The organism is Actinophytocola sp., from assembly GCF_045807065.1.
In the GTDB taxonomy this organism is placed as follows: domain Bacteria; phylum Actinomycetota; class Actinomycetes; order Mycobacteriales; family Pseudonocardiaceae; genus Actinophytocola.
The window spans coordinates 1-22685 of record NZ_JBJMIE010000503.1 but is presented as its reverse complement, the minus strand read 5'-3'; the positions used below and the strand labels follow the sequence as shown (position 1 = coordinate 22685).

Sequence of the window (22685 nt, the reverse complement as noted above, 5' to 3'; positions counted from 1 at the left end):
TGCTGCCGGTCGTCGTGCTGCACCGCAACATCCTCATGCGGCAGCTGGAGGAGAAGGCGGCCCAGGACTCCAAGACCGGCCTGCTCACCGCGGAGGAGTGGCGCGTCCGCGTGGCCAACGAGCTGGTGCGCACGCAGGGCTCGTTCGCCGTGCTGATGGTCGACCTCGACCGGTTCAAGCGGGTCAACGACACCTACGGCCACGTGGCGGGCGACGCCGTGCTGCGGAAGGTCGCGGAGACGGTCACCCGGCAGCTGCGTGCCTACGACTCGGTCGGCCGGTGGGGCGGCGAGGAGTTCGCGGTGCTGCTGCCCGACATCGGCGACCTCGGCGCGCGGGACGTGGCCGAACGGATCCGGCTCGCGGTCGGGGACCTCGAGGTGGCGGTCGGCATCGACGACACCTCGCACGTGATCAGGAACCTGTCGGCGTCGGTCGGCGTGGCGAGCTACCCGGACGCGGGCACCACGGTCGACAGCCTGGTGCACGGCGCCGACACCGCCATGTACCGGGCGAAGCGGGCGGGTCGGAACACGGTCGTCAGCTGGGCGGACCAGCCCGTGCCGGCAACCCGTGCGGTCGGACCGACAAGTCCACCGAACCTTCGGCTGCGTCCGCCGTCTCAACAGGCATGAACATCCGACTCGCCGAACGCGCGGACGGCGCCGCTGTCGCCGAGGTGCACATCGAGGGCCGCAACGCGTACTACAACGGGCACGTGGACGTCGAGACCCTCGACCGAAGAGCGGCACAGCTGCGGGGGATCTACGGGGACATGCCGACGCGCTTCGACCGCAACCTGTGGTGCGCGGAGGTCGACGGGGAGATCGTCGGCATGGCGCTCGTCGGCCCGCCGCAGGAATGGCTCGGCCCGTGGGTGGGCGAGCTGTACCAGATCCACGTGCGCCCCGACCACTGGCGCAGGGGCATCGGCAGCGCACTGCACGAGGCGTGCATGGGCGCCTGGCGCGCCGGCGGCATCACCGTCGGTGTGGTGGAGGTGTGGTCCCGCAACGACCGCGCCCAGGCGTTCTACGAGAGCCACGGCTGGCGCGCTGACGGCCACACCCGCCCCGGCCCCGCCGGCACGGAGTACGTCCGGCTGCGCAGAACTATCCTCTGAGGATGCCCGAACACCACGGACGGGACGGCCTGGCACTGTCCTATCAGGAGCTGGGTGCCGGCCGCCCGCTCGTCCTGCTCCACGGCTTCCTGGGCAGCGGACGGCAGTGGCTCGACCACGGCGCGGCGGCCGCGTTCGCCGACCGCGGCCGGCGCGTGATCCTCCCGGACCTGCGCGGTCACGGGCGGAGCGCCCGCCCGCACGACCCGGCCGCCTACCCGCCCGACGCCCTGGCGGACGACGGCCTGGCACTGGTCGACCACCTCGGCCTGTCGGACGGCGGCTACGACCTCGGCGGCTACTCGCTGGGCGCCCGGGTCGTGCTGCGCATGCTGGTCCGCGGCGCCCGCCCGGCCCGCGCGATCGTGGCGGGACAGGGCCTGGACGCGCTCAGGAGCGCGACCACCCGCGGCAGCGGCTACCGCCGAGTCCTGACCGCCCTGGCCGACGGCGAAGCGGTCGACCCCGCCGACGAGCAGCTGGCCCACTGGGTCACCGAGACCGGCGGCGACCCCCAGGCGCTCCGCAACGTCCTGGACACGCACGTCGCGACACCGGCGGAGGCGTTGCACGGGATCACCACCCCCACCCTGGTGGCGGTCGGCGACCAGGACACCGCCCACGCCTCCGCCGAGGACCTGGCCGCGGCACTGCCCGACGCGCGGTTCACCCGCGTGCCGGGCAACCACTTCACCGCGTTCACGAGCCGAGAGCTGACCAGTGCGATGGCGGCCTTCCTCGACGAGAGTTGACGGTCAGGCGGGCACCTCGGCCAGTTCGCCGCGGCGCGCGGACAGCAGGCCGGCCACGGCCGCCACCAGGAGGCCGCCGACGCCGGCCAGGGCGAAGCCCCACGCGGGTGCGGCGTGGTCCACCACGAACCCCACCGCGGGTGCGCCCGCCGCCTGGCCGAGCGTGAACGCCGACGACTGCAGTCCCGTCGCGAGGCCGCGGACCGCCGGCGGGGCCAGTCGGGCCACCTCCTCCGCCGTCGCGGCGACCGTGGGGGCGCACAGGGCCGCGGCCGGGATCAGGGCCAGCATCAGCATCCACCAGTCGCCCGCCAACCCGACCGGGATGGTCAGCACGCCGAGGCACGTCATCAGGACCAGCTGCGGGACCGACCGGCGCAGCGCCCCGTACACCAGCCCGCCCACCCCGGACCCGGCCGCCCACACCGCGACCACCACACCGGTCCAGCCGAGGTCGCCGGTCCGCTGCACGTGTGCCACGATCGCGACCTCGGTGCCGCCGAGCACGAACACCGCGCCCGCCCCGACGAACAGCACGCTGACCATGCGCGGCGTCAGCCACGCACGGCGCGCCACCCGGGTGGCCGCGGCGGCCTCGGCCGCGCTGCGCACCGCCGGGTTCACCACGTACAGCAGGACACCGACCAGCACGAGCCCGACCGCCATCGCCAGCATGGCCGTCCGCGTCGAGAACTGCGTGGAGACCAACACCGCGGCCGCCGGACCCAGCATGAACGACATCTCGGTCGACACCGTGTCCATCGAGTAGGCCGAGCGCCGCAGGTCCTCCGGGACCAGCGCGGCGATCGCCTGGCGGCCGATCGACATGGCCGGCAGCACCAGGATCCCGCCGACGAACGCGCACACCAGCAGCAGCGGGTACGGCAGGAACCGCGCGACCAGCCAGAACGTGGCCTCGCCGGCCGAGGTGATCACGATCATCCTGCGCAGGCCGTACCGGTCGATCACGCGCCCCATGAGCGGCGCCCCCAGCGCGATGCCGACCGTCGCCGCCGCGCCGACCGTGCCCGCCGCGCCGTAGCCGCGCCCCATCGCCACCGCCACGTGCAGGGTGAGGATCATCCCGGCCGCGGTGCTCGGCAGGCGCGCGAAGAAGACGAGCACCAGCAGGGTGCGCATCCCCGGCAGCGCCAGAACCTGGCGGTACAGCTGCATGGCTCGATGTGACCTCTCTGCCCGGCCTGTGGCAACCGGTTTAACACCAGCCACCGACAGGGCGAGCTTTCTTGACCGATTCCATCAGTGGTGCTGTGGTGTAAGGAGCATGAGTGACCAGCGGGCCGGATCGGCCGAGCAGCTGCGCGCAGTCGGGTTGCGGGTGACCGCACCCCGCCTCGCCACGCTCGACTGGCTGGTCGGCCACCCGCACGCCACCGCGGAGCAGGTGGCCGACGGGGTGCGCAGGCGCCTCGGCTCCGTCTCCACGCAGGCCATCTACGACGTCCTGCACGCCTGCACCCAGACCGGGCTGCTCCGCCGGATCGAGCCGGCCGGTCATCCGGCCAGGTACGAGACCCGCACGCGGGACAACCACCACCACCTGGTCTGCCGGCGCTGCGGACGGACCGAGGACGTCGACTGCGTGATCGGCGATGCGCCCTGCCTGGAGCCGGGCACGACCGCCGGTTTCCTGGTCGACGAGGCGGAAGTGGTGTTCTGGGGCCTCTGCCCGAACTGCACGGGCGGCTGAGCGGCTCAGGCCGTCGGCCGGAAGATGTCCACGACGTTGGCGCGGGACCGCAGAGCGAGTCCGGTCCGCAGTGCGCCGGCCGCCTCGGCGACCGCCTCCCGGAAACGCGTCCCGATGGTCAGGAAACTGACGAAGCCGTGGATGAGGTCGTCGTGCTGGCGCTTCACCACGGGCACGCCCGCCTCCCGCAGCCGGTCGGCGAACGCGTTGCCCTCGTCCCGCAGCGGGTCGAAGCCCGCCGTGGCCACGTACGCGGGCGGCAGCCCCCGCAGGTCCTCGGCGAGCAGCACCGACAGCCGCGGGTCGTGCCGCTGGGCGACGTCCGGGCAGTAGTGGTCGAGGAACCAGGTCATGTCGTCGTCGGTGAGGAAGAACCCGTCGGCGAAGACGTCCCGTGACCGGCGGCGCGTCGTCGCGTCGGTCGCGGGGTAGAAGAGCAGCTGGAACACGGGCCGCGGCCCCTTCTCCAGCGCCTGCAGGCAGACGGACGTGGCCAGGTTGCCGCCAGCGCTGTCCCCGCCGACCGCGATCGCGGACGGGTCGGCCCCGAGCGCCTCGGCGTTGCGCGCGGCGAACCGGAACGCGGTGATGGCGTCGTCGGCGGCGGCGGGGAAGCGGTGCTCCGGCGCCAGCCGGTACCCGACGGAGAGGACCCGCACCTGGGCGTTGCGGGCGAGGTAGCGGCAGATGCCATCGTGGCTGTCGATGCTGCCGATGACCCAGCCACCGCCGTGGAAGTAGACCAACAGCGGGGACCCGGCGGGCAGGTTGACCGGCTCGAAGAGGCGCGCCGGGATCGGGCCGTCGTCCGATGGGATGTCCAGGTCTCGGCCACGCACCCCGGACAGCCCGCCCGTGGGGAGCAGCGTGCTGGCCACCTCGAGGTTGGCGCGGGCCTCCGCCGGGTCGCCCGGGGTGAGGTCCGAGCCGGTGAGCGCCATCATGCGGAGCAGCAGCTGCGCGTCGAGCGCCAGCTCCAGCCCGTCCCGGTTGACGGGTGGCCCGGCCAGCACGCGGCGCAGGGGCTGCGGCAGCGCGAACACGGCGTGCAGGGTGAAGCCCTGAACCGACAGCGGGACCCTGCCCATCAGCGTCGACATGTAACGCCTCCCCGGTCGACCTACGAGTGGAGGCTACCCACTCACCACCGGCCCGTCGCCCCTCGACGTGCGAAAACGGCAGTGGTCATGCGCGGTTGAACCGCGCGCCCCAGCCACGGACTTTCTCGAGCAGCTCCGGCGGGTCGAGGACCTGGAAGTCGGCGTCCACCACGCCCAGCGCCATGGCCGGCCAGTCGAGGGAGTCGGCGGTCATGCGCACCCGGCAGCGCCCGGCGTCGACCTCCTCGACCGCGCACCACCGGCCGATCCGCTCCCGCACGTCCGTGGCCGGAGCGTCGACCAGCACCTCGACCCGGTAGGGGCGGGGCACGGTGACCATGGCGGTGCGGACGAACTCGCCGGCGTCGCCGGTGGGCAGCTCGCGCGGGCGGAACCGGGTGCCCGTGCCGCGCGGTTCCGTGAGCCGGTCGAGGCGGAAGCTGCGCCAGTCGTGCCGCGTGAGGTCGTAGGCCACCAGGTACCAGCGGCTGCCGAAGCGGACGAGCCGGTGCGGTTCGACCTCCCGCTCGGTGCGCTCCCCACCGGCGGCGACGTAGGAGAAACGGAGGCGTTCGCTGTCCCGGCAGTGCAGCGCGATGGTGGTGAGCACGTCCGGGTCGGGCCCCGTAGCGGCCGGGCCGCCCCAGCCGCCGGGCACGGTCATCGCGCGAATCGCCTCGACCCTGCGGCGCAGCCGGGCCGGCATCACCTGCACCACCTTGGTCAGGATCCGCACCGAGGCCTCGCCGATGCCCTCCACCTGCGCGGCGGCCTGCAGCCCCACGGCCAACGCGACGGCCTCCTCGTCGTCGACCATCAGCGGCGGCAGTGCCGCGCCCGCGGCAAGCTGGTAGCCGCCGTCGACACCGCGCTGCGCCTCCACGGGATAGCCCAGCTCACGCAGCCGGTCCACGTCCCGGCGCAGGGTGCGGACCGAGACGCTGAGCCGGTCGGCCAGCTCGGCGCCCGGCCAGTACCGGTGGGTCTGGAGCAGGGACAGCAGTCGCAACGTCCTCGTGCTGGTGTTCGCCACACTTCAGATTCTTCCGCAATTCAGGTCAGGAACTGGCCGCTATGGGTCATAACCTGGTCCCAACAGCGAGAACGACCGGAAGGAACAACACGATGACCAGCACCATCCCCCAGCACGAAGCGGTCACCGGCGAGCGCGCGGACCTGCTGGCGATGCTGGCCCAGGCCCGGCACTTCCTGCGCTTCACCACCCGCGACCTCACCGACGAGCAGGCCAGGACGCGGACGACGGCCAGCGAGCTGTGCCTCGGCGGCCTGGTCAAGCACGTGACCGCGGCCGAGCGGGGCTGGGCGGACTTCATCGTGGACGGCACAGTGGCCATGAAGGACTTCAGCAGCATGACCGAGGAGGACTTCGCCAAGCGGACCGACGAGTTCCGCCTGCTGCCGGACGAGACGTTGGCCGGCGTGCTCGCCGAGTACGCCGAGGTGGCGCGCCGTACCGACGAGCTGGTCGCCACCCTGCCCGACCTGGGCGTCAGCCACCCCCTGCCGAAGGCGCCGTGGTTCGAGCCGGGCGCGCGCTGGTCGGCCCGTCTCGTGCTGATGCACATCATCGCCGAGACCGCCCAGCACGCCGGCCACGCCGACATCATCCGCGAGTCCCTCGACGGCGCGAAGAGCATGGGCTGACACCGCCTGCCAGGAGAGGCGCGTTCGGTGAGCTGACCGCGCCTCTCCTGGCTCCGCTAGCCGGCCAGGCCGATCGCTGACCGGTCGTCGGCCGGCACGCGTTCCCCCCGGGGCAGCAGGAAGCACGCCAGCAACGCCACGCCGAACACGGCGAGGCCGAGCCACAGGCTGGTCCGGGTGGCGCCGGCGTAGCCGCCGTCCAGGCTGTCGAAGAACGCCGTGCCGATGGTCGCCGGCCCCGCGGCCGCGCCGAGCTGCACCACCGTGTTCAGCACCCCGGACACCATGCCGGCGTCGGCCGCGCCGACCCCGCCGATCGTGATCATCATCAGCGACGACGCCCCCAGCCCGAGCCCCGCGCCGAACAGCACGACCGGCACCACCATCCGCCACGGCGTCAGGTCGGGCCCGGTGACGACGATCATCAGCGCTGTTCCGGCCAGCAACAGCGCCAGGCCGAGCATGGGCAACCGGCGGCCCAACCGGCGTGCGAGTGGCATGCCGAGACCGTTGCCCACCACGATGCCGACCGTCGCCGGCAGCATGGTCAGCGCGGTCTTCAGCGGCGAGTACCCCAGCCCGTCCTGCAGGTACAGCGTGAGCACGAAGAACGCGCCCATGCCGCAGTAGAAGACCAGCATGACGAGCAGACCGACCGACACGGCCCGGTTGCGGAACAGCCCGAGCCGGATCAGCGGCGACCGCGCCCGCCGCTCCCAGGCCGCGAACAGCCCGAGCAGCGGCAGCGCGGCCACCATCAGCACGAACGTCCAGGCCGGCCAGCCCAGCTCGCGCCCCTGCACCAGCGGGTAGAGCACCGCCAGCAGCGCGGCCGCCAGGATCAGCACGCCGATGACGTCCGCGCCGGCACGCGCGCCTCGGCGCGCGGGCATGACCAGCAACGCGCCGACGGCGGCCGCGAGCGCGATCGGCACGTTGACGAAGAAGATGGTGCGCCAGTGCCAGCCGAACAGGTCGGCCTGGGTGAGCAGGCCGCCGAGCAGCGGGCCGGCGAGGCCGCCGATCGGGAACGTCATGCCGAAGAAACCCATCGCCCGGCCCTGCTCGGACCGCGGGAACTCGGCGTGGATGAACGACAGCACCTGCGGCACCATCAGGCCGGCGAACACGCCCTGCGCGGCCCGGGTCACCAGCAGCATCGTGACGTTCACCGCGCAGCCCGCCGCCAGTGACGCCAGCCCGAACCCGGCCGTGCCCAGGGCGAACAGCGCCCGATGGCCGAAGCGGTCACCGAGCTTGCCACCCGTGATCAGCGTGAGTGCGAACGCCAGCGTGTAACCGGTGGCCGTCCACTGCAGCGCCGAGGTCGAGGCGCCGAGGTCGCGCTGGATCGTCGGCAGGGCGATCGTGACGATCTGGTTGTCGACCATGTCCATGAACACCGCGGTCAGCAGCAGGGCCAGTGCGGCCCAGCGCCTGCGGTAGGGCTCTTCTTGTTCCATGGGTGTGAGTGTCATGTGTACACATGAACTTGTCAAACAGTCATATGATTAACGCAGGTGGCAGAATGACGGCCATGACGACGTCCAAGGGCCGCCGGGCGCCCGCCCCGCACGAGCGGCAGCGCGACCCGGAGCGCACGAAGGCGAAGATCCTCGAGGCGGCGATCGAGGAGTTCGCCGCCAAGGGCTTCACCGGTGCCCGGGTGTCCGAGATCGCCGCGCGCGCGGGCGTGAACCAGCAGCTCATCGCGTACTACTTCGACGGCAAGGAGGGCCTGTACCGGGAGATCGGCCGGCAGTGGCGCTCGTACGAGGCGAGCGAGTTCCCCGACGACATGGACCCCGCCGAGATGATCAAGCACTACGTGCGGGCGAGCGTCGACCTGAAGCAGGGCAGCCGCATGCTCGCCTGGGAGGGGCTGGCCGACACCGGCGAGGACCTCGACGAGGAGGAGGCGCGGGAACGCGACGCGCGACTCCAGCACGAGGTCGAGCAGATCCGCGCCCGCCAGCTCGCCGGCGAGATCGACGACCGGGTGGACCCGGCCGCGCTGCACCTCGTCGCACTGAGCGCGGCGAACGCCCTCACCGTGTACCCGCAGCTCGCGCGCGGCCTGTTCGGCGTCCGGGCCATCACGCCGGAGCTGGTCGAGCACTACGCCGAACAGCTGGCCCTGTTGTTGAGCCGCCCCCGCCCAGAATGAGGGATGATCGGGGGGTGGCGGTGAACGTGGTGGGCATCGGTGGTTCGTTGCGCACGGATTCGCAGTCCGAGCGCGCCCTTCGCATCGCGCTCGACGGAGCGGAACGCGCCGGCGCGAAGACGACCGTCATCACCGGCGCCGACCTGGTCCTACCCTTCTACGACCCGGCCGTGCCGGAGCGGAGCCCCGCCGCCTACCGGCTGGTCGAGGAGCTGCGCAACGCCGACGGCGTCGTCCTCGTCTCGCCCGGCTACCACGGCACGATCTCCGGCCTGGTCAAGAACGCCCTCGACTACGTGGAGGACCTCCGCGAGGACGGCAGGCCCTACCTCGACGGCCGGGCCGTCGGCTGCGTGGCCGCCGCACAGGGCTGGCAGGCCGCGGTCAACACGCTCACGTCGCTGCGCTCGATCGTGCACGCGCTGCGCGGCTGGCCGACCCCGCTCGGCGCGGCCGTGAACTCCGCCGACGTGCGGTTCGGCGCGGACGGCGACTGCTCCGACGACCAGGTCGCGGCCAGTCTTCGTACCATCGGGCTACAGGTCGTGGAGTTCGCCACATCCCGGGTGTGACCAGGAATCCCGTTGGGTAACCGGCGGGTTGTTCTCAGGTGCACCAAGGAGGTTGAAGTGACAAAGTCTCCCATCAGTAGCCCCCTCGGCGATGCCGAGCGCGAGGCCACGGGTGCCGTCCTCCAGGCGACCCTCGTCGACCTCATCGACCTCTCCCTCGTCGCCAAGCAGGCGCACTGGAACGTGGTCGGCTCGAACTTCCGCAGCGCCCACCTCCAGCTCGACGAGCTGGTCAGCGCCGCCCGCGAGTTCACCGACAACGTCGCCGAGCGCGCCAACGCCATCGGCATCTCACCGAACGGCAAGGCGAAGACCGTGGTCGAGAGCTCCGGCGTGCCGGAGTACCCCGACAGCTGGCAGTCCGCCGAGGCCACCGTGGCCAAGATCGTCGAGATCCTCGGCGAGGTGATCAAGCGCCGCCGCAAGCGCATCGACGAGACCGACAAGACGGACCTGGTCACCCAGGACCTGCTGATCGAGATCGCCAGCGAGCTGGAGAAGCAGCACTGGATGTGGCAGGCCCAGACGGCCTAACATCACCGGGCGTGAAGCCGGAGGACCTCGCGCACCTGCGCCGCACCCGTGACCTGATGGACCGCGAGTACGCGCGTCCGCTCGACGTGCCGGCCATGGCACGCGCCGCACTGATGTCGCCCTCGCACTTCGCCCGCCAGTTCCGCGCCGCGTATGGGGAAACGCCGTACGGCTACCTCATGACGCGGCGCATCGAACGGGCCAAGGCGTTGCTGCGCAGGGGCGACCTCTCGGTGACCGAGGTCTGCATGGCGGTGGGCTGCACCTCGCTCGGCTCGTTCAGCACCCGCTTCACCGAGCTGGTCGGGGAACCCCCGAGCGCCTACCAGGCCCGCACGCACGACGCGGCCGCGGTCGTGCCGCCCTGCCACGCACGACAACTGACCCGGCCGAGCAGGATTCGAGAAGCAGTCGCCGCGCCGCCTTCCTAGGGTTCGCGGCATGGATCTCACGCTTTCGCACACGTTCCTCTACGTGCACGACCAGGACGCCGCACTCACGTTCTACCGCGACGTGCTCGGCCTCGAGGTACGCGCCGACGCGACCATGGACCGGATGCGCTGGATGACCGTCGGCCCGGCCGCGCAGCCGGACATCGAGGTCGGCCTGCTCGCGATCGGGCCGCCGGTCGTGCCGGAGGCCGACCGCGAGCCGCTGGAAGCCCTGCTGGCCAAGGGCTCCCTCGGCAGCCTCATCTTCTGGACCGACGACGTGGACAAGACGTTCGAGGAGGTCCGCGCCGCCGGCGCCGAGGTGCTCCAGGAGCCGATCGACCAGGGCTACGCCAAGCGTGACTGCGCGTTCCGCGACCCGTCGGGCAACATGGTGCGGTTCGCGCAGCGGCTCCAGACCTCCGGCGGCTTCTGAGCGCCTGCTATAGGCCGAGGTGCCGGCGGACGAAGTGCACCTCGATGGCCGTCTGCTTGATCGTCTCGGCCACCACCAGTGAGCCGTGACCCGCGTCGTACCGGTACACCTCGTACGGGCTGTCCCGGTCCGCCAGGCGGGCGAGGTAGTTCTCGATCTGGCGGATCGGGCAGCGCGGGTCGTTCTCCCCGGCCACCACCAGCACCGGCACGCGGACGCGGTCCACGTAGGTGATGGGCGAGCACTCGACGTAGCGGTCCCTCAGCTCGTCGGGTGACCCACCGAAGAGCGCCCGGTCGAACGCACGCAGCGGCTCCATCTCGTCCTCGTAGGCGGCGAGGTAGTCCGCGACGGGCACTCCCGCCACTCCCGCGGCCCACAGCTGCGGCTGTGTGCCGAGCGCGAGCAGCGACAGGTACCCGCCCCAGGACGCCCCGTTGACCACGCACTTCGCCGGGTCGGCGAGGCCCTTGTCCACGGCCCAGGAATGCACCGCGGCCACGTCGGCCAGCTCGGTGAGCCCGGGCCGGCCCTCGATGGCGTCCCGCCACTGCGAGCCGTAGCCGGAGGAGCCGCGGTAGTTGACGTGCATGATCGCGAAGCCGGCGTCCAGCCAGACGGCGCGGTAGGCGGAGAACCGGTCCTCGTCCTGCGAGTGCGGGCCGCCGTGCAGGGAGAAGATCGTCGGCAGCGGGCCGTCGGGCGCGCCGGCCGGGCGGGCGTAGAGGGCGTGCACCTGCCCGCCCTCGCTCGGCACGAAGACGTCCTGCAGCTCCACCGACGGTGGCGCCTTGTGACCGGGCGGCTCGAGCAGCACCCGTTCGGTGCCGTCGGTGTGCAGTGCCCGCACGACGCCGGGGCGCGCCGCGTTGGACCAGGAGTACTCGACGGTGTGGTCGGGCCGCACGTCGACCGAGCCGATGGTGCCGGGCGGCGTGTTCAGCTTCGTCAGGCCCTGGTCGCCCAGGTCGAAGCGGTACACGGTGTTGCGGGCCTCGTGCGTGTGCACCACCACCAGCGCCGACCCGTCCGGGTACCAGTCGGCGGTCAGCTCACCGGGCAGGTCGATCGTCAGCTCGGTCTCGGTGTCCGCGGTGACGTCCCAGACCAGCAGCTCCTCCCGGCCGCGGCGCTCGTGCTGGACGAGCAGCCGCTGGTCGCCGGCGACCGGGCTGAACCCGACGGCGTCGAGCCCCTTGCCCTCGCCGTCCCACTTCTCCGCGACCTTCTCCCCGGTCAGCGTCAGCACCCGCAGCGCGGGGTGCCGGTTGTCCCCGTGCTCGGAGTGCTCGATGGCGACGAGCGTCTCGTCCCGCGACAGCGCGGCGACCCCGCCGTCGTGCTCGTCCTGGTAGATCACCTCGGCCGGCGCGCCACCCTTGGCGACGTAGACGGTCGTCCCGTCGTCGTTGGACACCCCGAGGGCGGTGACCGAGCGCCCGAGCCCCAGCCCGGCGGGGTAGCCGGGCACGCTGGCGGGCATGGCCGGCGCGGGCTCGTCGTCGTGCGGCCGCCCGGCGAAGGGCTCGGCGACCCAGTTGCCGAACTCGTCGCCGTCGGAGTCCCTGAACCACCAGATGGCCTCGCCGTCCGGGCTGATGACGCCGTTGTACGTGCCGTTGGGCCGGTCGGTGACCTGGCGGTGGGTGTCGGTGGCGCGGTCCCAGGCGTAGATCTCGAACACGCCGCTCGCGTTGGAGATGTAGATGTTGCGGTCAGGGGCGTCCCGAGCCCAGTGGGGCAGAGAGACACGGGCCGCGGTGAACCGCGCCCGCCACCGCGACTCGGCATCGGCGTCGGCGAACAGGGTGTCGGGGACCTCGGCGGGCGGGTGGTTGCTCACACTGTGATCCTGCCTCATGTCGGCGCGCCCGAGCACGCCACTTGCGGCATCCGACGAACGGTCAGGCCCCGGCCGCGCCACTCCGCGACCGGGGCCTGACCTGGTGCCGACCCGTCAGCACCGCACGATCAGCCCGGTGAGCGCCGTACAGGAGCGGCTGGCGCTGTCGTTACCACTGTTGGGATCGGAAGGCGTACTGCTGGTTCGCGAGACGGACGTGGAGAAGGACCCGAGCGCCAGCAACCCGGCATCCACGGAGAAGCTGGCCGACGCCGTACCGCCGACGGGGATCGCCGAGAAGTCGCACTGGACGTTCCGGCCGGTCGTCCGCACACACCCGTGCCCGCCCGCCCAGGAGAAGCCGGCCACGTAGGTCCCGGAGACACGCGCCGAGGAGGCGCCGCCGGGCCCGTGGTTGGTGACCGCGACGGTGTAGGTGACCTGCGAGGTCAACAGACCGCGAGACGAGGCGTCGAGGGAGACCGCGAGATCCGCGGCCCGGGGCGCGATGGTCAGCACGGGTCCCGTCGCCGGGGCGAACGCGAAGTTGTCCCCGACCAACGTGTGCTCGAGCGTGTAGTTACCGGCCGCCACGGTGTCCTTCACCCGGAAGGTGAAGACCACGGTCCGCTCCTGCCCGGGCCCGAGATCCCCGACAGGCCCGCGAAAACTGGAGCCGAGAGGAAAACAGTCGACCGTGGTGCCGGTGCAGGCCACGAGATCGAAGAGGTCGACCGCCGGCACCTCGAGCGTCCGAAGCTGAGCCTTGGCACTGACGACCGTGAAGTCGGTGGGGTTGAAGAGATCCACGGAGACGGTGAATGTCTGGCCGGGAGCGAGCGCGGTAGCGCTGACAGCGACACTACTGGGATCGGGCGGCGCGGCAAGAGCAACCGAGGGCGCCGCGACGAGCGCCATCCCAACCCCCACCACAGCCGAAAGCCAACGCCGCATAAAAACCTCCCCGTTCGAAGGAACACCGCCAACAAACGAACTCGCGGAACCACCACCCTGCGTTACAGAAGAAGGAAGAAATCCCTCGAATGCGCTGCCCCAGCGATTTCCGGAAAACCCACCCACCAGTCGGCGGGCGCTCGCGTCGGTGGCTGAGGTCGACACCCGTCACCCGTCCGTTTTCGTAGGACTGCCAGACCCAGGACACCGGCGGCGCCCGAGCGCACACTGGAGCCGTGGAGCAATGGGAGTTCGGCCGAATGGTGCGCCACTGGCGCGACCGAGTAACACCCGAGACGGTCGGCATACCGGCGGGAGGACGCCGCCGAGCGACCGGCCTGAGGCGTGAGGAGCTGTCCGCCCTGGCCGGCATCTCGGCGGACTACCTGACCCGCCTCGAACAGGGAAGGGCGACCGCACCGTCGGCGCAGGTGGTGGAGGCCCTGGCCAGAGCCCTACGCCTCCCCGACGCGGAACGCGACCTGCTGTACCGCCTGGCCGGCCACGCCACCCCCGGCCGCGACGTGGTCCCGTCCCGCGTCCCCCGAGCGTGCAACGCCTACTGGACCGCCTGGCGAACACCCCGGTAGCCGTGTACGACGCGACCTGGACGCTGCTGGTCGCCAACGCCCCGTACAACGCACTGATGGGCGAAACAACGGCATGGCGAGGAATCGAACGCAACGCGATCTGGCGCAACCTGGCCGGCCCCGGCACCCGCACCGTCCACACCCGAGAAGAACAAGCCGCCCTGGAGGCGGGCCTGGTAGCCGACCTGCGCCTGACCGCCGCCCGCTACCCCGCGGACCGCACCCTCCGCAAACTGATCAGCGACCTGACAACACAAAGCCCAAGGTTCACAAAGCTATGGGAATCCGCCACCCCCGAACCCCGCCAACAAAACCCATCAAGACGCAAAACAATAAACCACCCAATAATAGGCCACATAACCCTGGACTGCGACACCCTGATAGCCACCACAGACGACCTACGCCTCATGATCTACACAGCCGAACCAGCCACCGAAGACGCCAACCGCCTAGCCCTAGCAACAGTAATAGGCACCCAAGCCCTGACTGAATAACTCCAACAAGCACCCCAAGGTGAGCCACCCTGCCAAAGTGTGTCGAGTAGAAAACCCAGGTACGCCAAGGCGAAGCAATCAACAAAAGAAACCAAGCTGAATCAACCCAAAAAACGACCCACGAACGAGCACCCCGTAGGGGATGCGAGGATCAGCCCCACGCTCTTAGCCCAAGACACATCAAAGACGAAGCAACCGCCGAAGACGAAGCAACCACCCAAAGAACACACACCGATTCAGCCCAAGGAAACCACGCCACCGGCCGGCACCCCGCAGGGGTACGAGAATCTGCGCCACGACTCTTCGCCAAGACACATCGAAGACGAAGCGATCGCCCAAGCCAAAGCAATCGTCGAAGACGAAGCAACCGCCCAAAGAAACCACGCTGGATCAGCAACATCCGCACCGTGGGGGGCTTGGGGGGCTCGGCCCCCCAACATAACAACGGACGACAATGGCTCACGCTCTCCGTGAGCACACGTCGCCCAGTCGTCCGTCGGGGTGACAGGATTTGAACCTGCGACTTCTTCGTCCCGAACGAAGCGCGCTACCAAGCTGCGCCACACCCCGGTGTTGCAGGAGGAAGTCTAGCTGACGTCCGCATCGGCTCCGAAGCGGGCACTGTCTCTGGCTTCCTCGGGGGCATTGTCGCTGGTCGGGCGGGGTATGAGGGTCAGTAGGCTGGCCTCGGGCGGGCAGGCGAACCGCACCGGTGCGTATGGGGATGTGCCCAGGCCGGCGGACACGTGGAGCCACATGTGCGCGCCCCAGCGCGAGGCGCCGCGGGCTCGGGTGCGGTCCAGCTGGCAGTTCGTCACGATGGCTCCATAGCCCGGTACGCGTAGCTGACCGCCGTGGGTGTGGCCCGCCATGACCAGGTCGTAGCCGTCCTCCGCGAAGGAGTCCAGTACCCGTGGTTCGGGGGAGTGGGTCACGCCGAGGCGGAGCGTCGCCGTGCGGTCTGGCTTGCCCGCGATGTCGGAGTAGCGGTCGCGTCGCAGGTGCGGGTCGTCCACGCCGGCCACCGCGATGGTCTGGCCGTTGATGGTCAGCAGGCGGCGGACGTGGGTCAGGTCGTGCCAGCCGCGTTCGACGAGGGCGGCGCGCAGGTCGCGCCAGGGCAGGGGGATGCCGTGGAAGCGCTTGTGGCTCTTGATCAGGTACCGCACGGGGTTCTTGGGGCGCGGCGCGTAGTAGTCGTTGCTGCCGAACACGAACGCGCCCGGCACGTCGAGCAGCGGCCCCAGCGCGCGCAGGACCGCCGGGACCGCGTTCTGGTGTGCCAGGTTGTCGCCGGTGTTCACCACGAAGTCGGGGTTCAGCTCGGCCAGGGACGACACCCACCGCTGCTTGGACGTCTGGTTCGGCGTCATGTGGATGTCGGAGATGTGCAGGACCCGCAGCGGTCGCGCGCCTTCCGCCAGCACGGGCAGTGTCGCCTCGCGCAGGGTCCAGTGCCTGCGTTCGATGCCTGCCGCGTACGCGACGGTGGCGGTGCCGACGGCCGTGGCGCCCAGTGCCGCGCGGCCGATGTTGCGTACCAAGTTACCCACGTTCCCGAGGGTAGTTGGCCCGGTGCGACGACACGAAACCGCCGTGAAGTGAATCCCCCTGACCAGTAGTGTTCGCTTCCATGGCTGACCTCAAGGCACGGCTGCGGGCGGACCTCGCCGCGGCGATCAAGTCCCGGGAGACGACCCGCATGGCCGCGTTGCGCATGGCCCTCACGGCGATCACCACGGAGGAAGTGGCCGGCGACGAGGCCCGGGAGCTGTCGGACGCCGAGGTGCAGAAGGTTCTCACCCGCGAGGTGAAGAAGCGGCGGGAGGCCGCGGAGGCGTTCGCGGGTGCTGGGCGCGCCGAATCCGCGCAGAACGAGCGCGACGAGGCCGCGGTGCTGACCGACTACCTCCCGAAGCAGCTGGCCGACGACGAGCTGGCGACGCTGGTCGCCGAGGCCGTCGCCGAGGTCACCGAGCAGCTCGGTGAGGCGCCCGGCCCGCGCCAGATGGGCCAGGTCATGAAGGCCGCGAACACCAAGGTGGCCGGTCGCGCGGAAGGCGGCCGGGTCGCGGCCGCCGTGAAGTCCCGCCTGCGGAGCTGAACAAAACGGCCGGGCTCACCCTCGGGTGAGCCCGGCCTTCGATCAACCGCCTCCGCGGCCGCCTCCGCCGCCCCCAGGGCCGGGGCCCGGGCCGCCTCCGGGGCCGCCTCCGCCGCCGCTGGGTGGTGTCCCGCCGGTCGGCGGCGGGGTGGACTGCTGGGTCTGCGCGGGCGGCACGTAGCCGGTGCTCACGTAGATCGTGATCGTCTCGCCGGGCAGGGCCGCGCCGCGCGGCGACTGGTTGACGACCTGGCCCTTGGGCTCGGCGCGGTTCACCTGCTTGACCGCGACCTGGTAGCCCGCGTTCTGCAGCGTCGACGTGGCGTCGGCCTGGGTCCTGCCGACCACGTCCAGCACGTTGGAGCCCTGACCGCCGTTGACGTACTTCGGATCCGGCGGCGGCAGCGGCAACGCGGGTTGGCCGTCGAGGATCTGCCCCATCGCCTCGTACCACGTCCGTGCCGGCGCGTGGCCACCGTAGATCGTCCCGGTGCCGCACAGGTGCGGTGCCACCCCGGACGCGGTGCCGTCACAGATCGGTCGGGGCTTGGGACCGTCGTTGAAGACCATCGTGGAGGCCGCCAGCTGCGGGGTCGCGCCGACGAACGCCGCGGACTTGTACTCCTGCGTCGTGCCGGTCTTGCCCGCCAGCGGACGGGTCCAGTTGAACGTGCGCGCCGCACCCGACGACGTGCCACCGCCCTGGTCGTCCTTGCTCATGCCCTGCACCAGCGTGTTGGCCAGCGGTTCCTCGACGACCTGCTCGCACGGCTCCTCGTACTTGGAGATGTCGAGCTTCTTGCCGTTGCGGTCCAGCACCTCCGCGAGCGGCGTCGGCGGGCACCACACGCCGCCGCTCATGAGGGTCGCACCCACGTTCGCCATCTCCAGCGGTGAGACCGGCGCCGGGCTCAGCGTGAACGAGGCGTTGCCGGGGTAGTTGGCCTTGGGCCCGAAGAACTGGGTCTGGGTCTCGTTGATCTCCGGCTTCGGCGAGCTCGGGTCGGGGACCTGGCCGGACATGTTGGTCGCCATCGTCTCGCGCAGGCCCAGCCGGTTGGCCATGTTGACGACCGCGTCCATGCCGACCCGCTCCTCCAACCGCACGAAGCCCGTGTTCGGCGAGGTGGCGAGCGCCTGCTGCAGCGTCATGGTGGCGGGGTAGCCGTTGCTGGCGTTCGACAGGCAGTACATGCGGGTGTCGCCGTCGTTGGGGGCGGCGGTGCGCGGACACTTCTTGCCACCGCCGCTGAAGACGGTCGACGTGAACGTGGACGGCGTCTCGATCACGTTGTTGATGCCGCCGCCCTTCTCGAGGAACGCGGCGGAGGTGAAGATCTTGTACGTCGACCCGGCGCCGAACTTGTTCATCACGCCGTACGGGTAGGAGATCGTGGTCTGGCCCGCGGCGCCGTTGAGGCCGTAGTCGCGGTTGGCGACCAGCGCGACGACCTCGTGCCGCTCCTTGCCGGGCCGCACGATCGCCATCGTGTTGGCGATGCCCTCGGTGGTCTTCGGGACCTGGTGCTCGACGGCGGCCTTGGCGATCTGCGTGGCCCGCGCGTCGAAGGTGGTCTTGATCGTGTAGCCGCCGGAGTACAGCTGGTCCATCGAGAACATCCCGATCTTCATCAGGTAGTCCTCGACGTACTGGCAGAAGAAGCCGTACTCCGGGCCGGCGCCGACGCAGTTGGCCGCGGGCCGGTCCGGGCCGTCCGGCAGGACGCCGAGCGGCTCCTTCTTGTACTTGTCCGCGTCCTCCTTCTTCAGCCGGTTCGTGTCGACCATCGTGTCGATGACCCGGTTGCGCCGCTTCAGCGTGTCCTCGGGACGCTTCCACGGGTTGTACCTGCTCGGGTTGTTGACCATGCCGGCGAGCATCGCGGCCTGGGTGACGGTCAACTTGTCCGGCGTGGTGTGGAAGTACGCCCACGCGGCCGCGCCGACGCCGAAGATCCGGTCGGTGAACTCGACGACGTTGAGGTATCCGGTGAGGATCTCCTCCTTGGACATCTTCTGCTCGATCTGGATGGCGAGCCGGGCCTCACGCAGCTTGCGGGTGACGGTCGACTCCTGCGCGCGCTGCCGCCCGAGCTCCATCTCCGGGTCCTCGTCGACGCCGACCTTGTCCCGGTAGACCACGTTGATCAGGTAGTTCTTGACGTACTGCTGGGTGAGCGTCGACCCGCCCTGGGTGTCCTCGCCGCTCTGGTTGCTGATGAGGGCGCGGACGGTGCCCTTCCAGTCCACGCCGTGGTGCTCGTAGAACCGGCGGTCCTCGATGGAGATGACCGCGCCCTTCATGGCGGGCGAGATCTGCTTGGACGTCACCGGGACCCGGTACTGGCTGTAGAGGAACGCGATGACGTTGCCCTGCGAGTCCGTGATCTTCGTGACCAGCGGTGGGTCGGTCGTCACCAGGTCGGCGGAGACACTGTCGATCGTGTCGCTCGCCTGGTTGGACGCCACCCCCATCGCGCCGAACACCGGGAACAGCAACCCGGCCACGAGCACCCCGGCCAAGAGGCAGAGGCCGAACATCTTCAGCAGACCGTCTCCGACTCGCACGGGAGTCAGCGTACGCGGGACCGCGTTTGGCCGTTGCTTACCCAATCGAGGTAATCCCTTCAAGCCCCAGGTGGGTGGATCTCCACCCGACATGAAGACGCACCGCACACGTGTCGCGTTGGCCGAGTCCGCACGGTTGATTTCTATTGACTTTGCGTAACAGGTGTGCACCCGGTCGTTCTGGTGGGAACCGGGTGGCCCTAGAGTCCGTCAACGTCTCAGACGACACAGCCGAGCAGGGCGACCGCGAGAGCGGCCGGCCGTCGGCGCCCCGGGACCTAAGGGGGGAACCGGGGTCAACGGTAGTCGTGACGACACGTAGGGGCGGGGGTTATGCAGAAAACAGAACTCTCAGACTGGCGAGTCAACGCGGCCTGCCGGGACGAGGATCCGGACGGGCTCTTCGTACGCGGCAAGGAGCAGCGCAAGGCCAAGCTGGTGTGCGTCGCGTGCCCGGTGCGCACGGAGTGCCTGGCCGAGGCGCTGGACGGGCGCATCGAGTTCGGTGTCTGGGGCGGCATGACGGAGCGCGAGCGGCGTGCTCTGCTGCGCCGCCGGCCGGACGTCGAGTCGTGGCACGAGCTGCTGACCGAGGCGAAGCGCCAACACCTCGACGAGGACGTGCGCGTCGGCTAGTGCGACCGCGACTCGCCCGCTCCGAGCGGGCGGTCGACGGTCGCGTGCTGGCTGGTTCGCTGCGCGAGCTCCGCTCACGCGGGCGAGCCGGCCAGCCGTTCGCCGATCGTGCGCAGACCGGACAGGTCGTGCACGTCCGACGGCATGGCCGGCACGCTGACCGACGGCACGTTCGGGTGCGCCTTGGTGAACCTGGCCAGCAGCCGGCGTTCGCGTTCGTGCACGGCCACCCGGTCCGCGTGCAGGCGCAGTACCGCGGTGGCCAGTGGCGCGTCACCGCGTGTCTCCAGGCCGTCGGCCGCGGCGGTCGCCTTCGCGGCCGGCAACCCCGCCAGCACCGGGTGCGTCCGGTTGACCACCAGCCCGGACAGCGGCATCGACTCCGACTCCAGCCGCTCGACGAAGTAGCTGGCCTCCCGCAGCGCGTCCGGCTCCGGCGAGGACACCACCACGAACGACGTCCCGGACGACCGCAGCAGCTCGTAGGTCTTGCGGGCGCGCTGCTTGAACCCGCCGAACATCGAGTCGAAGGCCTGCACGAACGCGGACGCGTCGGCCAGCAGCTGACCGCCCACGATCGTGGACACGGCCTTCGCGAACAGCATGATCCCGGTGCCGACGACCTTCCGCACGCCCCAGCCGCCGCCGCGCGCGGGTGCCGACAGCAGCCGGATCATGCGCCCGTCCAGCGCCGAGGACATGCGCTGCGGCGCGTCCAGGAAGTCCAGTGCGGACCGGCTGGGCGGGGTGTCGACGATGATCAGGTCCCAGGTGCCCTCGTTCACGAGCTGCCCCAGCTTCTCCATCGCCATGTACTCCTGCGTGCCGGAGAACGACGTGGAGATCGTCTTGTAGAACGGGTTGGCGAGCACCTCCTGCGCCCGCTTCGGCCCGGCGTGCGCGAGCACCATGTCGTCGAAGGTGCGGCGCATGTCCAGCATCATCGCCGAGAGCTGGCCGGCCGGCTCGAAGCCCTCGACCTCGACCTCCCTGGGCGTGTTGCCCAGCTCACGCAGCCCGAGCGCCTGTGCGAGGCGCCGCGCCGGGTCGATGGTCAGTACGACTGTCTTGCGACCACGCTCGGCGGCCCGCACGGCGAGGGCGGCGGCCGTGGTCGTCTTGCCGACGCCACCGGAGCCGCAGCACACGATGACGTGGATGTCCGGGTTGTCGATCAGGCCGTCGAAGGCCAGCGCCCCGCTCATCGAACCCCCTGCTCGACCATGACCTCGGCCAGCTCGTACAGCGCCGCCGTGTCCACGCCGTGGGTGAGGTCGGGCAGCTCGACCGCCGGCAGGTCGATCTCGCTCAGCTGCTCGCGCGCCCGCTGCTCGGCGAGCTGGCGGACGGCGTGCTCGACGGTCTCCTCGACCAGCCCGTCCAGGTCGGCGCTGGACAGGTCCAACCCGGCCGCCTCGAGCCCGCTGCGCACCCTGGACGCGTCGACCCGGCCACCCGCGGCCGGCGTCACGGACCGGGCCGGCAGCCGCGGCGGGCGCACCCGGTTGAGGATCACCGCACCGGGCCGCAGGTCGGCGCCGTTCAGCTCCGCGACCGCCTCGATGGTCTCGCGGACGGGCATCTCCTCCAGCAGCGTCACCAGGTGGACGGCGGTGTCGCCGGAGTGCAGCAACCGCACCACACCCTCGCTCTGACCCTTGATCGGGCCGACCTTCGCCAGCTCCGCCATGGCCTTGGTGACGTCGAGGAACTTCACGATCCGGCCCGTCGGCGGGGCGTCCAGCACGACCGCGTCGTACACGTGCCGGCCGTTCTTGTCGGTGCGGCCGACCGTCTCCTTGACCTTGCCGGTGAGCAGCACGTCCCGCAGGCCGGGCGCGAGCGTGGTCGCGAACTCGATGGCGCCCATCCGCCGCAGCGTCCGGCCGGCGAAGCCCAGGTTGTAGAACATCGTGAAGTACTCGAGCAGCGCGGCCTCGGCGTCCACGTGCAGCGCGCGGACCTCGCCGCCCCCGGGCGCCGACGCGATCCGGCGCTCCTCGTAGGGCAGCGGCTGGGTGTCGAAGATCTGGGCGATGCCCTGGCGGCCCTCGACCTCGATCAGCAGCACCCGCCGGCCGTTCGTGGCCAGGGCGAGCGCCAGCGCGGCGGCCACGGTGGTCTTCCCGGTCCCGCCCTTGCCGGTGACCACGTGAAGACGCGCGCGGGCGACCTGCTCGGTCCAGCCGACGACGGGGGTACTCACGATTTCAGGGTATGTGGAGCAATCCACCGTGTGCTCACCGAGAGGGCTAACTAGCGAGCATCATCACGGTCACCGTGCCACCGACCAGCACGACGACGACCCAGACGGCCACGGCCGGTAGCACCAGGAGCACGAGCAGCACCAGGATCGCGAGGGCCACGAACGAGATGGCCCCGGCGATGGCCGCGTCGGAGGCCCGGCCGTGCCGTTCGCGTGCCTTCGCCATGACGAGCAGCATGAGCACGATTCCGCTCATGGCCAGCAGCGCGCCGGCTATCAGCCGCCATCCCTCCACCCGTCACACGGTACCGGGATAGGGTGGCGCACCATGACCAAGTGGGAGTACGCCACGGTGCCGCTGCTGATCCACGCGACCAAGCAGATCCTCGACCAGTGGGGCGAGGACGGGTGGGAGCTGGTGACCGTGCTGCCCGGGCCGACCGGCGAGCAGATGGTGGCCTACCTGAAGCGGCCCAAGCCGTGAGCGGAGCCTGCGGGGCGAACCATCGGGCGTCACGCCGACGGATGGCGTCACCGAGTCTCCGAGGGGACGGCATGAGCGGAGCCTGCGGAGCGAACCGTTGGGCACCGCACGCCGACGGATGGCGTCACCGAGGCTGCGAGGGGGCGGCATGAGCGGCGTGAGCGGAGCCTGCGGAGCGAACCATTGGACACCGCACGCCGACGAATGGCGTCACCGAGGCTGCGAGGGGGCGGCATGAGCGGCGTGAGCGGAGCCTGCGGAGCGAACCATTGGACACCGCACGCCGACGAATGGCGTCACCGAGGCTGCGAGGGG

Annotated in this window: 26 protein-coding genes and 1 tRNA gene; 15 read left to right on the top strand and 12 right to left on the bottom strand. The window is 70.8% G+C overall.

Translation table 11 applies throughout. From position 1 onward, the window contains the following. The 3 genes from ACJ73U_RS29680 to ACJ73U_RS29670 all read left to right on the top strand — a co-directional run. Positions 1-635 (top strand): GGDEF domain-containing protein (locus ACJ73U_RS29680; RefSeq protein WP_407781028.1); only part of this gene is annotated, 635 nt, incomplete at its 5' end. Further along, on the top strand, positions 632-1123 hold the full coding sequence (locus ACJ73U_RS29675) for an N-acetyltransferase family protein (protein WP_407781027.1): 492 nt from the start codon (positions 632-634) through the stop codon (positions 1121-1123). The genes ACJ73U_RS29680 and ACJ73U_RS29675, both read left to right, overlap by 4 nt. A 2-nt stretch (positions 1124-1125) precedes the next feature. After that, positions 1126-1875, top strand: a complete 750-nt coding sequence (locus tag ACJ73U_RS29670) for an alpha/beta fold hydrolase (protein WP_407781026.1) — start codon at positions 1126-1128, stop codon at positions 1873-1875. A gap of 3 nt (positions 1876-1878) precedes the next feature. Here ACJ73U_RS29670 and ACJ73U_RS29665 read toward each other — a convergent pair whose 3' ends face one another. Further along, the gene (locus tag ACJ73U_RS29665; RefSeq protein ID WP_407781025.1) at positions 1879-3051 is read right to left on the bottom strand and encodes an MFS transporter; all 1173 of its coding nucleotides are present in this window, start codon (positions 3049-3051) and stop codon (positions 1879-1881) included. Between the two features lie 109 nt (positions 3052-3160). Between ACJ73U_RS29665 and ACJ73U_RS29660 the strand changes: the two genes are divergently transcribed. Then, positions 3161-3586: a Fur family transcriptional regulator gene (locus ACJ73U_RS29660; RefSeq protein WP_407781024.1), complete on the top strand. Its 426-nt coding sequence runs from the start codon at positions 3161-3163 to the stop codon at positions 3584-3586. A gap of 5 nt (positions 3587-3591) precedes the next feature. Here the strand turns inward: ACJ73U_RS29660 and ACJ73U_RS29655 are convergent, their stop codons facing one another. Beyond that, entirely contained in the window at positions 3592-4686 is a 1095-nt protein-coding gene (locus ACJ73U_RS29655) for an alpha/beta hydrolase (protein ID WP_407781023.1), read from the bottom strand. Between the two features lie 85 nt (positions 4687-4771). Next, on the bottom strand, positions 4772-5719 hold the full coding sequence (locus tag ACJ73U_RS29650) for a helix-turn-helix transcriptional regulator (protein WP_407781022.1): 948 nt from the start codon (positions 5717-5719) through the stop codon (positions 4772-4774). A gap of 92 nt (positions 5720-5811) precedes the next feature. Between ACJ73U_RS29650 and ACJ73U_RS29645 the strand changes: the two genes are divergently transcribed. Beyond that, positions 5812-6351, top strand: a complete 540-nt coding sequence (locus ACJ73U_RS29645) for a DinB family protein (protein ID WP_407781021.1) — start codon at positions 5812-5814, stop codon at positions 6349-6351. A 56-nt stretch (positions 6352-6407) separates the two neighbouring features. Here the strand turns inward: ACJ73U_RS29645 and ACJ73U_RS29640 are convergent, their stop codons facing one another. Then, positions 6408-7814 carry an MFS transporter gene (locus ACJ73U_RS29640; RefSeq protein WP_407781020.1) on the bottom strand — a complete coding sequence of 469 codons (1407 nt, stop codon included), beginning with the start codon at positions 7812-7814 and terminating at the stop codon, positions 6408-6410. Positions 7815-7888: 74 nt separating this feature from the next. Here ACJ73U_RS29640 and ACJ73U_RS29635 point away from each other — a divergent pair, with 74 nt between their 5' ends. From ACJ73U_RS29635 to ACJ73U_RS29615, 5 genes are read left to right on the top strand one after another with little or no spacing between them, the layout of a single operon-like run. Beyond that, positions 7889-8518, top strand: coding sequence for a TetR/AcrR family transcriptional regulator (locus ACJ73U_RS29635; RefSeq protein WP_407781019.1), 630 nt, complete (start codon positions 7889-7891; stop codon positions 8516-8518). A 14-nt stretch (positions 8519-8532) separates the two neighbouring features. After that, a complete protein-coding gene (locus tag ACJ73U_RS29630) occupies positions 8533-9090 on the top strand; it encodes an NADPH-dependent FMN reductase (RefSeq protein ID WP_407781018.1) in 558 nt (185 codons plus the stop codon). Positions 9091-9147: 57 nt separating this feature from the next. Continuing rightward, on the top strand, positions 9148-9624 hold the full coding sequence (locus ACJ73U_RS29625; RefSeq protein WP_407781017.1) for a Dps family protein: 477 nt from the start codon (positions 9148-9150) through the stop codon (positions 9622-9624). 56 nt (positions 9625-9680) lie between these two features. Next, a complete protein-coding gene (locus ACJ73U_RS29620) occupies positions 9681-10055 on the top strand; it encodes a helix-turn-helix transcriptional regulator (protein WP_407781029.1) in 375 nt (124 codons plus the stop codon). Positions 10056-10065: 10 nt separating this feature from the next. After that, positions 10066-10491, top strand: coding sequence for a VOC family protein (locus ACJ73U_RS29615; RefSeq protein ID WP_407781016.1), 426 nt, complete (start codon positions 10066-10068; stop codon positions 10489-10491). Between the two features lie 7 nt (positions 10492-10498). Here ACJ73U_RS29615 and ACJ73U_RS29610 read toward each other — a convergent pair whose 3' ends face one another. Continuing rightward, on the bottom strand, positions 10499-12352 hold the full coding sequence (locus tag ACJ73U_RS29610; RefSeq protein ID WP_407781015.1) for a prolyl oligopeptidase family serine peptidase: 1854 nt from the start codon (positions 12350-12352) through the stop codon (positions 10499-10501). A 96-nt stretch (positions 12353-12448) separates the two neighbouring features. Further along, on the bottom strand, positions 12449-13453 hold the full coding sequence (locus tag ACJ73U_RS29605) for a hypothetical protein (RefSeq protein ID WP_407781014.1): 1005 nt from the start codon (positions 13451-13453) through the stop codon (positions 12449-12451). A gap of 71 nt (positions 13454-13524) precedes the next feature. Between ACJ73U_RS29605 and ACJ73U_RS29600 the strand changes: the two genes are divergently transcribed. Then, complete coding sequence (locus ACJ73U_RS29600; protein WP_407781013.1) at positions 13525-13878, top strand: helix-turn-helix domain-containing protein; 354 nt, start codon at positions 13525-13527, stop codon at positions 13876-13878. A gap of 2 nt (positions 13879-13880) precedes the next feature. After that, on the top strand, positions 13881-14372 hold the full coding sequence (locus ACJ73U_RS29595; protein WP_407781012.1) for a hypothetical protein: 492 nt from the start codon (positions 13881-13883) through the stop codon (positions 14370-14372). 496 nt (positions 14373-14868) lie between these two features. Here ACJ73U_RS29595 and ACJ73U_RS29590 read toward each other — a convergent pair. Both ACJ73U_RS29590 and ACJ73U_RS29585 read right to left on the bottom strand, forming a co-directional pair. Beyond that, a tRNA-Pro gene (locus ACJ73U_RS29590) sits at positions 14869-14942 on the bottom strand. Between the two features lie 17 nt (positions 14943-14959). After that, positions 14960-15925 carry a metallophosphoesterase gene (locus tag ACJ73U_RS29585; protein ID WP_407781011.1) on the bottom strand — a complete coding sequence of 322 codons (966 nt, stop codon included), beginning with the start codon at positions 15923-15925 and terminating at the stop codon, positions 14960-14962. Between the two features lie 80 nt (positions 15926-16005). Between ACJ73U_RS29585 and ACJ73U_RS29580 the strand changes: the two genes are divergently transcribed. Beyond that, positions 16006-16476 carry a GatB/YqeY domain-containing protein gene (locus ACJ73U_RS29580; RefSeq protein ID WP_407781010.1) on the top strand — a complete coding sequence of 157 codons (471 nt, stop codon included), beginning with the start codon at positions 16006-16008 and terminating at the stop codon, positions 16474-16476. Between the two features lie 42 nt (positions 16477-16518). On the opposite strand, the gene ACJ73U_RS29575 is transcribed toward ACJ73U_RS29580, so the two are convergent. Beyond that, a complete protein-coding gene (locus tag ACJ73U_RS29575; RefSeq protein WP_407781009.1) occupies positions 16519-19044 on the bottom strand; it encodes a penicillin-binding protein in 2526 nt (841 codons plus the stop codon). A gap of 333 nt (positions 19045-19377) precedes the next feature. On the opposite strand from ACJ73U_RS29575, the gene ACJ73U_RS29570 reads away from it, so the two are divergent. Continuing rightward, positions 19378-19680, top strand: a complete 303-nt coding sequence (locus ACJ73U_RS29570; protein ID WP_407781008.1) for a WhiB family transcriptional regulator — start codon at positions 19378-19380, stop codon at positions 19678-19680. 74 nt (positions 19681-19754) lie between these two features. Here the strand turns inward: ACJ73U_RS29570 and ACJ73U_RS29565 are convergent, their stop codons facing one another. Genes ACJ73U_RS29565 through ACJ73U_RS29555 form a run of 3 tightly spaced genes read right to left on the bottom strand, consistent with a single transcriptional unit; the run spans position 19755 to position 22181 of the window. Then, on the bottom strand, positions 19755-20885 hold the full coding sequence (locus ACJ73U_RS29565) for an ArsA family ATPase (protein ID WP_407781007.1): 1131 nt from the start codon (positions 20883-20885) through the stop codon (positions 19755-19757). Beyond that, positions 20882-21886: an ArsA-related P-loop ATPase gene (locus tag ACJ73U_RS29560; RefSeq protein ID WP_407781006.1), complete on the bottom strand. Its 1005-nt coding sequence runs from the start codon at positions 21884-21886 to the stop codon at positions 20882-20884. Before ACJ73U_RS29560 ends, ACJ73U_RS29565 begins: the two co-directional genes overlap by 4 nt. Before the next feature lie 46 nt (positions 21887-21932). After that, positions 21933-22181 (bottom strand): hypothetical protein, encoded by a 249-nt coding sequence (locus tag ACJ73U_RS29555; RefSeq protein ID WP_407781005.1) that lies wholly within the window; start codon positions 22179-22181, stop codon positions 21933-21935. 33 nt (positions 22182-22214) lie between these two features. Between ACJ73U_RS29555 and ACJ73U_RS29550 the strand changes: the two genes are divergently transcribed. Beyond that, on the top strand, positions 22215-22370 hold the full coding sequence (locus ACJ73U_RS29550; RefSeq protein WP_378056431.1) for a hypothetical protein: 156 nt from the start codon (positions 22215-22217) through the stop codon (positions 22368-22370). The last annotated feature ends 315 nt before the right edge of the window (positions 22371-22685 follow it).